The organism is Paenibacillus sp. TAB_01, assembly GCF_043945595.1.
Classification (GTDB): Bacteria; Bacillota; Bacilli; order Paenibacillales; family NBRC-103111; genus Paenibacillus_S.
Genome location: NZ_JBIFNP010000001.1, coordinates 2,928,928 through 2,944,756 on the forward strand (window position 1 = coordinate 2,928,928; position 15,829 = coordinate 2,944,756).

Sequence of the window (15,829 nt, forward strand, 5' to 3'; positions counted from 1 at the left end):
AGAAGGGGAGGGAATAAATAAACGATGAGTCGGATCGTAGTTGTAGGCAGTATGAATATGGATGTCGTCAGCCGAGTTACGAACTATCCGGTACCCGGCGAGACGATCAAGAGCAAGGGCACGGAGTTCCATTACGGCGGGAAAGGCGCGAATCAAGCTGTCGCTGCTGCACGTGCGGGAGGCCATGTCACGATGATCGGAGCGGTCGGCACGGATGCCTTCGGAACGGACATTATGAAATCGATGCAGCTGCAAGGCGTGAATATGTCGGGCGTGTCGGTGAAGCCGGGCTCCACGGGAATGGCATATATTCTGGTCAACGATGCGGGTCAGAATCAGATCGTCCTGACGGAAGGATCCAACGGACTGCTGCTGGAGGATGATGTAAGTCAAGCTTTCTTCGATAAGGCCCAGGTCATTGTACTGCAGAATGAAATTCCTTGGGAAACGAATCTTAGCGTGATGAAACAGGCCAAAGCGCTAGAAAAGAAGGTCATCTTTAACCCTGCGCCGGCGGTCCGCATCCCGGAAGATGTGCTCCCGCTCATCGGCACCTTGGTTCTGAACGAATCGGAAGCCGAATATTTAAGCGGCCGACCTGTTGAAAGCAACGAGGACGCTGTTCAAGCAGCGCGTGATTTTATAGATGGCGGCGTTCGTGAGGTGATCGTAACACTGGGGTCGCAAGGCTCTCTGTACATTGATAACGCCGGCAGCCGCATCTTTACCCCGGCATTCCCGGTTCAGGCCGTGGACACGACTTCAGCGGGGGATACATTCATCGGCTGCTACGCCGCCTGCATTTGCTCTGGTAATCCGGTAGAAACAGCGCTGCGCTATGCTTCGGCTGCAGCTGCGATTGCGGTTACCCGGCATGGGGCGCAGGCTTCGATTCCGTCGCTGGAAGAAGTCGAAGCGTTTTTAAGATAACAACTTCGCGCACGCTTGCCGCTTATACGTAAGATTTTGCAACAAATATCCTATACAAACGAAGGTGGTACCTTTCATGGCTATTCAACACGATTATATCGAACGCGTCTATGCGGGCTGGCTCGCAAAAGTCATCGGAGTTCGCCACGGCGGCAATATCGAGAACTGGACTTATGAGCGCATTGAGCGCACATTCGGCGAAATTACCGGCTATCTGCACGAATTTAAAAACTTCGCAGCAGACGACGATACGAATGGACCGCTCTTTTTCCTGCGGGCCCTTGAGGATTATGTGTGCAGCAAGGACATCACGGCCGAGCAAATGGGCCTCACCTGGCTCAATTATGCTCCAGACGGTCACGGCTTCTACTGGTGGGGAGGGTATGGTAAGTCGACGGAGCATACAGCCTACATCAACCTCAAGAACGGCATTATGGCACCGCGCTCCGGATCGATCGAGCAGAACGGTCTGGCGGTTGCCGAGCAGATCGGCGGACAAATTTTCATCGACGTGTGGGGTCTTGTCGCACCCGGGGATCCGGAGCTGGCTGCCCACCTCGCTGAAAAAATCGCATCCGTCTCCCACGACGGAAACGGCAAATTCGGGGGGATGTTTATAGCGGCATGTATCGCAGCTGCCTTCGTAGAGCAGGACATCGAGCGTATCATCGAGATCGGTCTGGCAACGATTCCGGCGGACAGCGAATACACGCAGGTTACACGCAAAGTTATCGAGTTCTACAAGGCTCATCCGAACAACTGGCGCGATTGCTTCCATTTTGTTAAAGAAAATTATGGTTACCATAAATATCCGGGACACTGCCATATTATCCCGAACTCCGCCGTTATGATTCTGTCGCTCTTGTACGGGGAGGGCGATTTCTCCAAGACGATCAACATCTGCAACATGTGCGGCTGGGATACGGATTGCAATGTAGCGAACGTAGCGACCATTATCGGTGTGCGCAACGGCATCGAAGGCATCGACGATAAATGGCGAAAGCCGATCAACGATTTCCTGTGCTGCTCCAGCGTTATCGGCTCGCTTAACATTCTGGATCTGCCTTGGTGCGCCTCGTATATCGCTAAGCTCGGCTACAAGCTGGCCGGTGAGGAAGTGCCGGCGGCCTGGTCAGGCATATTCGAAGCGAAAGGACTGCATTTCCATTTCGAATACCCGGGCTCTACGCATGCGTTCCGTCTCGAGCATACGGATAACCTGCCAGTAACCGGACGGATCGAAAACTCCGGCGACCTGTCCGCTTCCGGCAGCCGATCGTTGAAGGTGCTGTTCGATAAAGTACAAGGAGGCTGCGCCTACCGGGTGTACCACCAAACTTACTATCGTCCGCACGATTTTAACGACAGCCGTTATGACCCATGCTTCTCACCGATTCTATACCCGGGCCAGACCCTGTCGGCCAAAGTCATTCTGCCCGGATCTACAGGTCAGCGCGTGCTGGCGCGACTGTATGTCATGGACGGGAATAGCGGCCGCTTCCACTACGGGGAGTCCGTGCAGCTGGCTGCTGACGAATGGATGAGCCTGGAGTACCCAATCCCGCAAATGAACGGGGCTTGCATCGAGCATGCCGGTGTGGAGCTGATCCCGATGGACGGGAAAGGAGAAAAAGGCCCAAGCCTCGTATGCCATATCGATGACATCATTTTCGGCGGTAAGCCGAACTATTGTGTCGATTTTGCCAAGGAGCGGATCGAGAAATGGACAGGGCTGCACCTCGAAGTGAGTCAAATGACATTCCTGCGCGGGATCTGGACGCTGGAAGACGGTGAGCTGAGCGGCAGCTTCGCCGGTGAAACGGCGGAAGCCTACACCGGTACGCTCGAGTGGGAAAATTACGAGTTCACCTCGGTTGTTGTGCCGAAGCTGGGGGCTCACCACCGTGTCAGCTTCCGTGTGCAGGGCGGTATCCGATCTTATGCAGCAGGCTTCGCACCGGAAGGCAAGCTTGTACTGTATAAGAACGATAACGGATACTCGGTGCTTTGCGAGGCGGCTTGCGAATGGAAAACGGAAGAGGCGGCTGAGATTGCGGTTAAAGCGGAGGGCAATCGATTCCAAGTATCTGTGAACGGCAAGCAGTTGATCGACTATATAGATGAGAGCAACCCATATTTAACAGGTATGATCGGATTCTCGAACGCAGCGGGCAGCCATACGCATTATCGTAGCTTTTCGCTTGCGAGCCTGTAATAGATTGAACTAAAGGAGGGCTAAACGATGAGCAAGCCGAATATTGTAGTTATTTGCAGCGACCAGCATCATCCTCTTGTTACCGGTTACCGTGGTCATCCGTACATTGAGACGCCCAATCTGGATCAGCTGGCTGCGGAGGGGACTCATTTCACCAGCGCTTACAGCAACTGCCCGGTATGTACGCCGAGCCGGATGAGCTTCATCACAGGGAAATACCCGAATCAGATCGACAGCTGGTTCCTTGGCTGCCCGCTCGACCGTGAGGAGATGACATCTGCCCGGAAGCTGGACGAGGCGGGAGTGACGTCGGCGATGTTCGGGAAGATGGATTTTTGCGGGGATTATCAGGACGGCGGCTTCAGCGAGTATAAAATCATCAAAAAACGGGCGGCATTCGCACCGTACCTTCGTCAGACGCCGTTATATTCGAGGCTGGAAGGCCATGTGCGCCTCGACAAGCGCGTGACCATTGCCAATGCCGGCATCCGTGAGGATGTCGTGACGGATGGGGATACCGGATATAACCGGGATCTCGGGTTTTACGATCATGACCGGGTGGTCACCGACTGGGCGGTCGACTTCCTGCAGCGGAAGGGCTCGGAGGAGAATGAGAAGCCGTGGGCGATGTATGTCGGTCTCATGTTCCCGCACTGGCCTTACCGGGTGCCTGAGAAGTATTACAACATGTATTACCCGAACAATCTGGTGATGCCGCACGATGCTCACTTCCCGAACGACGGGCTGCATCCGCAAGTACGCAACATGCAGAATGCGCTCGGCCTCGGAGAAGTGACCGAAGCGATGCTGCGCAATGTCATTGCGGCGTACTATGGTATGATTACGGCGCTTGACGACAACATCGGCCGCATTATTGCCGAGCTGAAGGCACAAGGCTTGTATGACAACACGTATATTGTGTATATGTCGAACCATGGCGAGAACTTGGGCGAGCACGGATTGTTCTTCAAGCAGTGCAGCTACGAAGGCTCGGTCGGCATCCCGCTCATCGTGAAGGGGCCAGGCTTACCGAGCGGTCAACGTATCGCTGATCCGGTTACGCTGGTCGACCTGTATCCGACGATTATGGACATCGCCGGTCTGGAGACCGAAGCGAACCGGCCGGGCAAGAGCTGGCTGCCTCTAATCAAGGATGGCAAGCAAGAGGGCCGCAACGACTACGCGTTCTCCGAGTACCACGGCAATTTCTTCAAGCAGGATTGGTATATGCTGGTGCGCGACGGGTTCAAGTACACGTATTATGTGAACGACCGTCCTTCCTTGTTTAATCTGAAGGACTGACCCGCAGGAGATGCACGATCTGGCCGGTGACGAGCAGTATCAGGAGCTGCTGGCTTCGTTCGAAGCGACGCTGCGGGAAATTGTCGATCCGGAGGAGGTTTCTTGGCGGGCGAAAGGCCACCTAGGACTGATCGGCCCGAACGGGGAGGACTACACGCTGACGATGACCGATCCCGAGTGCAAAGAATTAATCAAACAGGGCGTTTTTCAGGATGAACTGGAATTCCCGAAATGGCCGGGTCCAGCGGGATTTTTAATGAAAGAATAGGTTTGTTGGTACGGACAAGGCTGCCTGTCGATGGAATGCGACAGGCAGTCTATTTTTTATGCGCTGGTCCGTAAGTGTAATAGCCTCGCTATATTTTGCCGTGCAGTGAACATACATTATGACGGAAGCCTCGAATTACACTGGTGAAAGCCAGTGACAAGAACTTTTTTTCCTTTGCCGGATAAAGCTTTTCCGAAAAGATGAGCGAATCGAAGTACTTGAACCTTACTGCTAAATGAGGTATATTGATTTTATATTGACATTACAGAAGGTCTAAAAAAGGAGGAGCCATGTCACCACGAACCAAAGAACAGAATGATGCGATCCGGGAGCTGCGGATGAACCAAATTATGCAAGCGGCTGCGGAAGTATATTTGGAGAAGGGTATTCAGTTGGAAATACGCGATGTTGCGGTCAAGGCAGAGCTCGGCTACGGAACCGTGTATCATTACTACAAAAATAAGCACATGCTTTTGGAAGATTTGCTGTGGGATGCCCTGAATCGAACGGAGTCGGCAGTGCTGCCCGCTTTGACGGGGGATGGCGGCAGTTTGCTTAAAGCGGAGTCGTTCTCCAGGCTGCTCCTGCGGAAGTGCATCCAGGATCCTTCCGTATTTATTTTGCTTAAAACGGTTGCGGACAATTTCCATCAATTCCCGGGAAACCGGTTCAGCAAGCTGTTCGCCGATTTTCAGGAACGGATCTATTTGCCGTTTGTGGAGAGGATTCGCGAAGGAATCGATTCTGCAGCACCGGAGAAAACAGCTAATCTGATATTCGGCTCGCTTGTTGGCTATGCAGCGTTGAACATCCATCACAATATGCGAAACGAGATGGATTTGGAAGGGATCGTCGATATCATTTTTTCAGGCCTACAGTCAAAGGAGAGATGAATGGAATGATCATCCTGAAATCAAGAGCAGAAATTGAAGAAATGAGAAAAGCCGGCCGAATTGTCGCCGCTTTTCATCAAGCCATCGCCGATATGATCCGGCCGGGTGTCACAACGCTTGATATCGAGTCGTTCGCGGTGCAGTTCCTGAAGGAGAACGGCGCCAAGGCTCATACGATAGGCTACAACGGCTATCCGTTTGCAACATGTGCGTCTGTCAACGACGTCATTGCGCATGGTTTTCCGAGCCGGGAGCCGCTCAAGAAAGGCGACATCGTCACAATCGACATCGTCGCGGAAGCAGATGGCTGGATTGGCGATTCAGCTTGGAGTTATGCGGTCGGCGAGGTGTCGGAAGAAGCCCGTAAGCTGATGCGGGTAACGAAGGAATGCTTAGAGCTCGGCATCGAAAAAGCGGTTGTCGGAAATCGGATCGGCGATGTGATGCACGCGGTTCAAACGCATGCCGAGCGAAACGGATTCTCGGTGGTGCGCGATCTGCTCGGCCACGGCGTAGGAAGGGAGATGCACGAGGAACCTAGTTATCCCCACGTCGGGCATCCGGGCAAAGGGTTCCGCTTGAATGAAGGGTTAGTCCTTACGATCGAGCCGATGCTCAATGCCGGAACAGCGTTAATGACGATTGATGCCGACGGATGGACGGCCAGAACCGCTGACGGCTCGCTTTCCGCACAGTACGAGCATACGATCGCGATTACTGCCGAGGGACCGATTATATTGACCGCACAATAGATGCCGAGTGACGGGGATGCCCTGGAATCATTAAACGGTACATATATACATAGCTGAATGAAAATACAAGAGGCTGCCGGCATATACGGCAGCCTTTTCTTCACTTCACGGGCAAGGGGAGTTGTCCTTGTATCTTTCATCTAAAAATAGTGCACTTTAAGTGCTAAAGTAAATGCACTCTGGCTCCCTTTATGATTAGAGACAAGAAAGACCATTAATAGAGTAAAAGGGGAATGGTTCACTTGAAGAAAATGAAGAAAATCTTAACCGGCACGGCAGCAGTCACTTCGGCTCTAGTATTGCTTAGCGGCTGCGGCAATGCAGCAAACAATGCTTCCGGTACAGCAGCCGGAGGAAAGGATGCGAAATCGGGCTCGGATATTACCTTGACGATGGTCGTATCGGGGAATAAAGCGGCGGACGGTCAGGACTTTGAACTGGATATTCTTCCCAAGATGGTGCATGACAAGTTCCCGAACATCACCCTCGAGGTTCAGAAGCTTCCTGACGATCAATATAAAACATCGATCAAGACCAAGCTCGCTGCCGGCGAAGCGCCGGACTTTTTCCGCGTCTGGCCGAGAATGGGCTCCGCCGCAGCTGTGATCGACTTAGCCAAAGCAGGTTATTTGGCCGATCTGTCGGATCTTCCTTTCATGAACAACATCAGCGCTGGAGCGAAAGAGGACATGTCCGCGAACGGCAAAATTTACGGCGTGGCCAAAGGTATCGACATGCTCGGTACTTACTACAATAAAGATTTGTTCCAGAAGGCGGGCATCACGGAAGTTCCGAAGGATTGGGACTCCTTCCTTGCCGTCTGTCAGAAGCTGAAGGATGCCGGTATTACGCCTATCGTGATGGGCGACAAGGATCCTTGGTGGATTCAGTTCGGGATGTACCAGTTGGCTGCCAATACCGTGTATTCGGGTGAGAAGGATTTTGATACCAAGCTGCAAGCGGGTCAAAAACAGCTGACGGATCCGAAATGGGTGAAAGCCGTTTCGATGTACAAGGAGCTGTACGCTAAAGGCTACATTGCCAAGAACACGCTCGGTTTAGGCGGAGCGCAGGCAACGCAAATGTTCGTTGACGGCAAGGCGGCAATGGCCTTCGACGGAACCTGGGATTTCCCAACTATGACAGCTAAAGGAGCAGTCGACTTCCAGCGCGGTTTCTTCCCGCTGCCGGGTAATGAGAAGGGCCAGCCAACATGGCAGGCGGTTTCCACAGCAGCAGGCTGGGCTGTCAACGCGAAGACCAAGAACATGGAGGCCGTGAAGCAAGTCCTGAACTACTGGTTTGATACGAAATCAGATCTGTTCCAAGCCTGGATTAAGAACAACCCGTCGATTAGTGCATTTAACGATGTTCCTCTGACGAATGATCTGTATAAAGACTCTTACACCGATTATCAAAAAACAGGCAATTCCATCTACTTTGCCAACGTCATGTGGCCTAATGGTGTAGCCGACGTTCTGCAGTCGAAATTCGGCGAAATCATCGGCGGAAGAAACACGACGCCAGAAGACGTAACGAAGGCCATGCAGGACAAGTTTACAGAGCTTTGGAAAAAGTAATGCCGTGCTAGGGGGAATCGTCTATGGATTCCCCCTAACTATTAGTTAAGAAAGGAATAAACTCACATGAATTCTGCCGTCATGAAAAAAACGATGTATTGGTTCGTTGTTCCCGCTTTGGCGTTCTATCTCGTATTCTGGATCGTACCGATTCTCAAGCTCTTCCAATATAGTGTTACGGATTATAACGGTTTTGTACAAAGCTATAAATATATCGGATTCGATAATTTCAAGCAGCTGTTTAAAGACGGCATTGCCGGGTCTTCGCTGGCCAATACCTTGATTTATACTCTAGTCTTCGTTGTTTTCAGCAATCTGGTCTCCTTATGCTTGGCGTTTATCTTAAATATGAAAATACGAGCCACGGGCCTTTATCGGACAGCAGCATATATTCCGACCTTATTCAGTGCGATTGTTGTCGGCTTCATCTGGAGCTACGTTTACATGCCAGAAAGCGGCTTACTCGCAACGGTGCTTAATTGGTTCCATCTCAATGGCAGTGATTTGAATCTGCTCGGCACGTATGGCACCGCATTGTATGCCATTACAACGGTGGAAATTTGGAAGCATATCGGTACAAGCACAGTGATCTTCTTGGCAGGCCTTCAGACCGTTCCGCAGGATATGATTGAAGCCGGCAAAATGGATGGAGCGAACTCATGGCAAATTACAAAATTGATTCGTCTGCCGATGCTGGCTACCGCGATTACGATTAATTTCACTTTAAGCATCATCAACGGCCTTAAAGCATTTGACTACCCGTTCATTATGACCAATGGCGGTCCGGGACGCGCAACTACGACACTGCTTGTCGATATTTTCAATATCGCCTTCAAGGAGCAGCAATTCGGTAAAGCGTCGGCGCTTGCCGTTATTTCCTTTGCCGTCATCATTCTAATCACAACGTATTTTGTACTTAAGCTGAACAAAAGGGAGGTATCAGCATGAAACTAGCAAAACAATCTGTGACGCATGTGCTGATCTCCGCTCTATTAATCATTAACTTGCTGCCGCTCATTATAGCGCTGTCAAGCTCCTTCCGGTCGATCAAGAATATGACCAACCCGCTGCTGCTTTTTAACGAATTTACGCTCGAGAGCTACCGGGCAGCTTTTACGAAAATGCATTTTATGCAGGCACTAACCAATAGCTTGGTATTAACAGTGGCGTCGGTGGTCATTGTTGTTATTTTTACAGCTATGGCCGCTTACCCGATTGCGCGTCTGAACAGCCGTATCAGCAAATTTCTATATATCTTCTTCTTGTCCGGTCTAGTAGTTCCAAGCCAAATGGTCATTATCCCGATTGTACAGACCATTCAAGGGCTCCATATTCCGAGTTCGCAGTATACGCCGATTCTTATGTTTATTACGTGCAGCATTCCATTTTCCTCCTTCTTGTATACCGGATTTATTAAATCCAGCATACCGATCGAGGTGGAAGAGTCGGCACTGATCGATGGGGCGGGGCTGCTGCGCCGTTTTTGGCAAATCGTATTTCCTCTGCTGATCCCTGTAACGGTTTCTGTTGTCATTACTCAGGGAGTATGGATCTGGAATGATTATTTCTTCAATATGATCTTCATTTCCAAGGCCGCACAGTCGCCTTTACCGCTAGCCATGCTAGGATTTATGGGAGATCAAACGAATCCGACGGCGTGGAACGTGCTGTTCGCCGCTTGCTTCCTGTGCGCGCTTCCGCTGCTTGTGATCTTCGCGTTCTTACAAAAGTTTTTTATCGGCGGTTTAACTGTCGGATCTGTGAAGGGGTGACCGTAAATGCCGAAAATGTCGAGGCTTATTGACATTGCAGAGAAATTGACACCAGAGCTCAGCACAACGGAAGTATATCCGGTGCAAATCGTTGAAGTGCTTCCGGATGAGGAGGCCTTCCAAGGCTGGAAAGTACAACCCGTCGATAGCTTGGAAAGCTTGCAGCACCGATCGTTCGCAAAGAACGAGAGCTTTGTGCTTGATTTTGGCGATCATCAGGTCGGTTATTTGAATCTGTCGCTAAAGCCCGTCGGCAGTCCTCCAGACGCGCCGCTTCGGCTGAAGCTGATTTTCGGTGAAATGCCCTGTGAAATTGGAGAGTCCTTCGATGAATATAAAGGCTGGCTCAGCCGTTCCTGGCTCCAGGACGAAATCATTAATATCGATGTGCTGCCGGCCCAAATCCGTCTGCCCCGGCGCTATTGTTTCCGATACTTGAAAATCGAGGTTCTGGACACTTCAAGAAAGTATACCATCGCCTTCCCGGATATCCATGTGACAGCCGTAACCTCAGGTAATGGTTCAGGCATAGCTCCGCTTCCGGACCGGATGCCTGAGGATTTGCGGATGATGGACAAGATTGCGATTAAAACGCTGCAGGACTGCATGCAGACCGTGTTCGAGGACGGTCGTAGAGGACCGGCGGTTGTGGATAGGGGATTTGAGGCTGCAGGCGCAGGCAAACTATCTTACGTTTCAGCATGCAGATCTGGTTAAGCGATGTCTGTATCTGTTCGGCGGAATGACACTGGAACATGGGGAGGTCAGCGCTTGTGTATTTGAGAAGCCGGAGCCGCTTGCTGACGATACGCTGCTTTATGACTATTCTTTGTTCTTCGTAGCCACCTTATATGATTACATTGAGGCAACTGGCGATATGAATACCCTCCAAGAGCTTTGGCCGATTGCGCTCGATCAATTGAAGCTTGCCGCAGGCCGGTTGGATGATAGAGGCATCGTCAAGGATGATACGACCTGGTGGTGCTTCATTGACTGGCATGACGAGCTCAATAAGCAAGCATCCGCACAAGCGATTCTGATCTATGCACTCAAGCGCGGGACCGAGCTCGCCAAGCGGCTGGGGCAGGAGGAGATACAGCATTGGATTGACGAGATGACCTTGCTTGCATCGGATGCAGCGCTTGCTTACCTATGGGATGAGCAGCAAGGCTTCTTCATCAGCGGTGCAGAACGGCAAGTTTCTTGGGCGTCCCAGGTGTGGATGGTTCTGGCTGAAGTACTGGACACTTCAAGTAACGCCGCGCTGCTCACGCATGCGTTCAACAATTCCCCCGCCATCGGCATGACGACACCTTACATGCACCATCATCTTATTGAAGCGTTGATCTTGAGCGGCTTGAAGGATAAAGCGCTTGAGCAGATGAGAGCGTATTGGGGCGAGATGGTGAAGGACGGAGCGGATTGCTTCTGGGAGCTGTACAATCCGGCCGATAAACGGCTATCCCCGTATCGCAGCAACCTGATCAACAGCTATTGCCATGCTTGGAGCTGCACGCCGACGTACTTTATTCGCAAATATTTTCTCGATTAATCACCAAAAAACGACTAACCCCCATGTCCTGGGAAGGTTAGTCGTTTTTTCTATTCAGGGGTTGACTGCCGATACTCCTCCGGCGTCTGTCCAGTTACCTTCTTAAAGACGCGGAAGAAATATTTGGCGTTGTCGTACCCAAGATCCTTGGCGATCTTGTACACTTTGTTGTCAGTACCCTTGAGCATCGCTTTGGCTTTGTCAATCCGCGTTTTATTGACATAGTCAATGAAATTGATCCCGGTCTTTTCCTTGAACAAATAGCTGCAGTAGCTGGGGTTCATAAAGAAGAGGGACGATATTTTCTCAAGCGTTAATTCCTTATTATAGTGGTTCTCTATATACAACTTGATGTTATCGACTGCGTGCTCCGAAGTGTATACACTTCGCTCATTTAGCATATCTGCTACATTCGGAAGCACTTGAACCAGGTACGCTCGGATCGACTGAACATCGAAGGAAGCGTCCAATACGGCTTCAAAGCTGGACGAAGAAGCAGGGTTACCGCCGTTGCCGTAATATCGGTGTATAATATCTCTTACCTCATGGATAAGAAGATTGCAGGCGCCCTTCACTTGCCCGAGAGTCGTCCCCGGAACCGAGTAGAAATGATCGAACAGCCTCTCGGTCCATTCCTTTACCTTAGAAGAGTTGCCCGATTCGAGGAAAAACAGCAGCTCGTCCAGTTTCTCCCATGTAAGTGAGGCTGCCGGTTGGAGTTCTCCCTGATAGATGACAATGGGTGAGCTTTCCGGCACAATGGTTCTTTCGTTCAATGTCCGAACGGTTTCCCCGAAAGCCTCGTTCAGCAGAGTAAGCGATGCTTTCCCGCTGCTGATTCCGATGCATGCGGACACTTCAGAGGTATCCTCCAGGATACGTTTCGCTGCCGAAACGGCTGCTGCCAACAGATCACGGGTACCGTCCTTCCGATAAAAGAGCAAGAAGCTGATTTTATCATGCTGCGTACTCGGAATATAAACGCAATGGCTGATCACGTCGGGAGGCAATACCGGCTTCCCGGGTACATACAGGGTCAACAGCACATATTGATCTGCCTCTGAGATAGGCTGGAGCTTATTTGAGCGGAGGACAGGGGTATTATCCTTATGCTGAATGCCCAAGATCCAATGGCTTAATGATTGAAGATCAGAGCTGTAGCTGATCTCTTCTTTTTCGATTTCGCTGTATTCCATTCTTTGCTTAGCCGATCGTTCGGCTTCGATGAGCTGGATGGCCTTTTTGAGCGTTTCACTAATTTCTTCTCTGTTAAACGGCTTTAACAAATAGCCGATCACCTTGGCGGAAATCGCTTCTTTCATATATTCAAAATCCGAGTACCCGCTCACCACAATGATCTTTTTATCGGGATACTCATGCTGCAGCAGCTTTAAAAAAAATCTTCCGTCCATCTCCGGCATTCTCATATCGGTTATGACGATATCCGGGTCCGCCTTCTTGACCAGCTCAAGCCCCGATTCTCCATTATCGGCTTCCCCGGCAAAAATCAATTGCTCCCCGGGAAGGGCCGCCTGTATTTTCTTCAGCATACCGCGCCGGATCAGCGCTTCATCGTCAACAATAATAAATTTGTACATTAGCTCACTCCTGAACAATTTTCGGAATGTTTATGGTTACTTTGGTTCCGGCATCTTTGTGGCTTTCCAAAGTCAGTCCATAGCCTGCTCCGTAATAGAGAGCAATTCGGGAATGCACGTTCTTAAGCCCGATGCTGCGTTTGTTTCTTTGACCAAGCTCATTGAATTCGGGTGGCTCGCTTAACAGCCTTTGGAGGTCATTCAATTGTTCCTCCGACATTCCGACACCGTTATCTGCGACCTCAAAGATGATTTGATCGTTGGATGTATAGCCGGTGATGGTGATGCTTCCACTGTTTCTTGTCTTCTCGAGCCCGTGATAGAGAGCGTTCTCAATGACCGGCTGCAGTATAAGCTTCAGAATGCGCATCGAATCTAAATCGCTTTGGATATAAAAGAAAAAGTCAATCTTATGTTCAAAACGAATCTTTTGAATGGTTAAGTAGTTGTTCACATGCGACAGCTCATCCTCAACCGATACAAGCTCGCTATCCGTCTTAATGCTGTAACGGAACATATCCCCAAGTGCCTTCGTCATGATCGAGATGCTCTCGACTTCTTCAATCTCGGCAATGCTGTTGATCGATTCCAATGTATTGTATAGGAAATGCGAGTTGATTTGCGCTTCCAATGCCTTCATTTGGGAATCCAGGGTGATGAGCTTGCTTTGATAGCTTTCTTTAATGTAAAGATCGATATCCTTAATCATATTGTTATATTCCGTATATAAAATCCCAATTTCGTCGTCCCGCTCGAGGTGCTTCTTTGTCGTCACAAAATGCAGTGATTTATTTTTCCGCATGACTCGGCTCAGCTCGATGATCGGCTTCGTAATCAGGCCTGACAGAAAGATGGACAGCAAGAAAAATATAACCGAGCATAATAAAGCGATATAAATGATCAGCCGCTGGGAAACGCCGAATTGCTTATATAGCTCGTTCAAGGACAGGGATGCAATAATCCGCCAATCGTTGTCGGGAAACGGCTTGATAACGGAGAGCATACCGCCGCGGGTTTGTTCGACCGTTCCTTCCGGATTCTCAGCTATCAGCTCCATAAAGGAGTCGGGGATCGTCTGACCGATTCTCTCTTTAGAATTATCGTAGAGAATTTTCCCTTTCCCGTTAGCCAGAAACATGTTAGTGATATTCGGAACGATGTCTTTATCGATCCCTTTAAAAATATTCAGGTCGCAGTCCAGCATCAGCACACCGAGGAGCTGGCGGGTATCCGGATCGTACAGCGCACGCGAAAACGTAATCGAAGGCTTAGCATTAATGATGAAGGACTTGGTGTCGGTGTCGCTGATATACAGCCCGCCGCCTTTTTGCAGCGTTTGCTGGTACCACTCGTCCTTAAGCGGCTGATAATTGACGGCGAGATCCGTCCCATTGCCGTAGCTGATCGAATTGCCGTTGGGAAGAAAGATATAAATCCCGTTCAAATAGCTGTTGCTCAGCACGAGATTGTTAAAGAAGAAGAGCATTTTCGTCCGGGCCAGGAAAAGATCGTATTGATCGATATTCGGTTTATTGATCAATTTGTTCAGTTCCTGTGAAACCGTGGTGGCTCCCGGCTGGGTGGAAAATTGCTGAAAGCTGAGCGTGATGCGGTCGATATTTTGAAAGATGTTATCAATCCGTTCCACCGTGTTACTGACCGTATTCGAGGCCACGAGCGAGACCTGCTTGCTCACAAGCTTCGTATAAGAGTTATAAGAGATATACGTGATGATAAACACAGGAATGACCGAGATGGCCAAAAATACAAAAAACAGCTTGGTTCGAATGGTGTGAAAGAGCATCGACAGTCCTCCTGCTAACAAACATCAAAAGATAGTATACCATAAATGACAAAATGAATTAAACGATAGATACGAACAAGATCTAAAGATAGTGTACTCAAACCGCTAAAGTAAATGTACCCTTCATGGGAGTAAGATAGCTTCAGGAAGTTACGTTTATTTTGCCATAAGGTGGTTTGGGTAAATGAGTAAACCTCGAGCGCTGATACTAAAAGCTATGCCGGAGGAGGCCAGACGCCTCATCGGAGAGCATTGTGAAATGATTGAATACCGTAGCGGCTATCTTCCGGGTCGAGAAGAACTGCTGGCTTTGCTGTCCGATGTGGAAGGAATTTTGCAAACCGACGTGCGGATCGATTCGGAGCTGCTGAAGCATGCGCCTAAGCTCATGGCGGTCAGCAATCAATCCGTCGGCTACAACAACTTTGATACTTCTGTTATGAAAGAGCGGGGAATCATCGGCACCCACACGCCTTACGTGCTGGACGATACGGTCGCAGATTTAATTTTTGCTTTGATCCTGTCTGCGGCTAGAAGAGTCCCGGAGCTTGACTTGCTTGTGAAGCAGGGGAAGTGGGGGAAGGATGGGGCCAAGGCGGAGCATTATTTCGGGATGGATGTGCACCATTCGACGATCGGCATCATCGGGATGGGAAGGATCGGGGAGGCGGTTGCAAAACGGGCTGCCCTTGGGTTCGATATGAAGGTGCTGTACAGCAACCGGACCCGAAAGCCGCATGCGGAAGAAGCATACGGGGCCCGATATTGTGACTTGGAGCCACTGCTTCAGGAATCCGATTACGTCGTGCTCATGGCCCCATTGACCCCTGAGACGAAAGGCATGATCCGCAAGGAGCAATTTGAGCTGATGAAGCGGACAGCCATATTCATCAATGCATCGCGCGGGCCGTTAGTCGATGAGCATGATTTGGCCGATGTGCTGGCGCACGGACGGATCCTTGCGGCCGGCTTGGATGTATACTGCGAAGAGCCGGTCGATCCGAGGCATCCGCTGCTTCAATTGCCCAATGCGGTAACCCTTCCGCATATCGGCTCCGCCACAGCCCGGACCCGGTACGACATGGCGATGACCGCCGCCAATAATTTGGTCGGAGCTCTGCTTGGGGATCGGGCGATTCACGTGGTACCGGAACTAAAATAAA

The 15,829-nt window shown here is 50.4% G+C and carries 14 protein-coding genes; 12 read left to right on the top strand and 2 right to left on the bottom strand.

The genetic code is table 11. The annotated features are described in order from the left end of the window. Positions 1–24: 24 nt before the first annotated feature. The 11 genes from rbsK (at position 25) to ACHHV8_RS14150 (ending at position 11,264) form a co-directional block, all read left to right on the top strand. The gene (rbsK, locus tag ACHHV8_RS14100; RefSeq protein ID WP_395158889.1) at positions 25–930 is read left to right on the top strand and encodes a ribokinase; all 906 of its coding nucleotides are present in this window, start codon (positions 25–27) and stop codon (positions 928–930) included. A 76-nt stretch (positions 931–1,006) separates the two neighbouring features. After that, entirely contained in the window at positions 1,007–3,145 is a 2,139-nt protein-coding gene (locus ACHHV8_RS14105) for an ADP-ribosylglycohydrolase family protein (RefSeq protein ID WP_395158891.1), read from the top strand. A gap of 27 nt (positions 3,146–3,172) precedes the next feature. Then, positions 3,173–4,447, top strand: coding sequence for a sulfatase-like hydrolase/transferase (locus tag ACHHV8_RS14110; protein ID WP_395158893.1), 1,275 nt, complete (start codon positions 3,173–3,175; stop codon positions 4,445–4,447). A gap of 10 nt (positions 4,448–4,457) precedes the next feature. Next, complete coding sequence (locus tag ACHHV8_RS14115) at positions 4,458–4,715, top strand: hypothetical protein (RefSeq protein WP_395158895.1); 258 nt, start codon at positions 4,458–4,460, stop codon at positions 4,713–4,715. Positions 4,716–5,005: 290 nt separating this feature from the next. After that, complete coding sequence (locus ACHHV8_RS14120; protein WP_395158897.1) at positions 5,006–5,608, top strand: TetR/AcrR family transcriptional regulator; 603 nt, start codon at positions 5,006–5,008, stop codon at positions 5,606–5,608. Positions 5,609–5,613: 5 nt separating this feature from the next. Further along, complete coding sequence (gene map, locus ACHHV8_RS14125; protein ID WP_395158899.1) at positions 5,614–6,360, top strand: type I methionyl aminopeptidase; 747 nt, start codon at positions 5,614–5,616, stop codon at positions 6,358–6,360. A gap of 251 nt (positions 6,361–6,611) precedes the next feature. Continuing rightward, on the top strand, positions 6,612–7,940 hold the full coding sequence (locus tag ACHHV8_RS14130) for an ABC transporter substrate-binding protein (protein ID WP_395163504.1): 1,329 nt from the start codon (positions 6,612–6,614) through the stop codon (positions 7,938–7,940). Between the two features lie 66 nt (positions 7,941–8,006). Continuing rightward, positions 8,007–8,888, top strand: coding sequence for a carbohydrate ABC transporter permease (locus ACHHV8_RS14135; protein WP_395158901.1), 882 nt, complete (start codon positions 8,007–8,009; stop codon positions 8,886–8,888). Further along, on the top strand, positions 8,885–9,712 hold the full coding sequence (locus ACHHV8_RS14140) for a carbohydrate ABC transporter permease (protein WP_395158903.1): 828 nt from the start codon (positions 8,885–8,887) through the stop codon (positions 9,710–9,712). Before ACHHV8_RS14135 ends, ACHHV8_RS14140 begins: the two co-directional genes overlap by 4 nt. Before the next feature lie 6 nt (positions 9,713–9,718). Beyond that, positions 9,719–10,429: a hypothetical protein gene (locus tag ACHHV8_RS14145; protein WP_395158905.1), complete on the top strand. Its 711-nt coding sequence runs from the start codon at positions 9,719–9,721 to the stop codon at positions 10,427–10,429. Further along, on the top strand, positions 10,359–11,264 hold the full coding sequence (locus tag ACHHV8_RS14150; protein ID WP_395158907.1) for an alpha-L-rhamnosidase-related protein: 906 nt from the start codon (positions 10,359–10,361) through the stop codon (positions 11,262–11,264). Before ACHHV8_RS14145 ends, ACHHV8_RS14150 begins: the two co-directional genes overlap by 71 nt. Before the next feature lie 50 nt (positions 11,265–11,314). On the opposite strand, the gene ACHHV8_RS14155 is transcribed toward ACHHV8_RS14150, so the two are convergent. Both ACHHV8_RS14155 and ACHHV8_RS14160 read right to left on the bottom strand, forming a co-directional pair. Then, the gene (locus ACHHV8_RS14155; protein ID WP_395158909.1) at positions 11,315–12,862 is read right to left on the bottom strand and encodes a response regulator transcription factor; all 1,548 of its coding nucleotides are present in this window, start codon (positions 12,860–12,862) and stop codon (positions 11,315–11,317) included. A 4-nt stretch (positions 12,863–12,866) separates the two neighbouring features. Continuing rightward, positions 12,867–14,666 (bottom strand): sensor histidine kinase, encoded by a 1,800-nt coding sequence (locus tag ACHHV8_RS14160; protein WP_395158911.1) that lies wholly within the window; start codon positions 14,664–14,666, stop codon positions 12,867–12,869. A 184-nt stretch (positions 14,667–14,850) separates the two neighbouring features. Between ACHHV8_RS14160 and ACHHV8_RS14165 the strand changes: the two genes are divergently transcribed. Then, the gene (locus tag ACHHV8_RS14165) at positions 14,851–15,828 is read left to right on the top strand and encodes a 2-hydroxyacid dehydrogenase (RefSeq protein WP_395158913.1); all 978 of its coding nucleotides are present in this window, start codon (positions 14,851–14,853) and stop codon (positions 15,826–15,828) included. The last annotated feature ends 1 nt before the right edge of the window (position 15,829 follow it).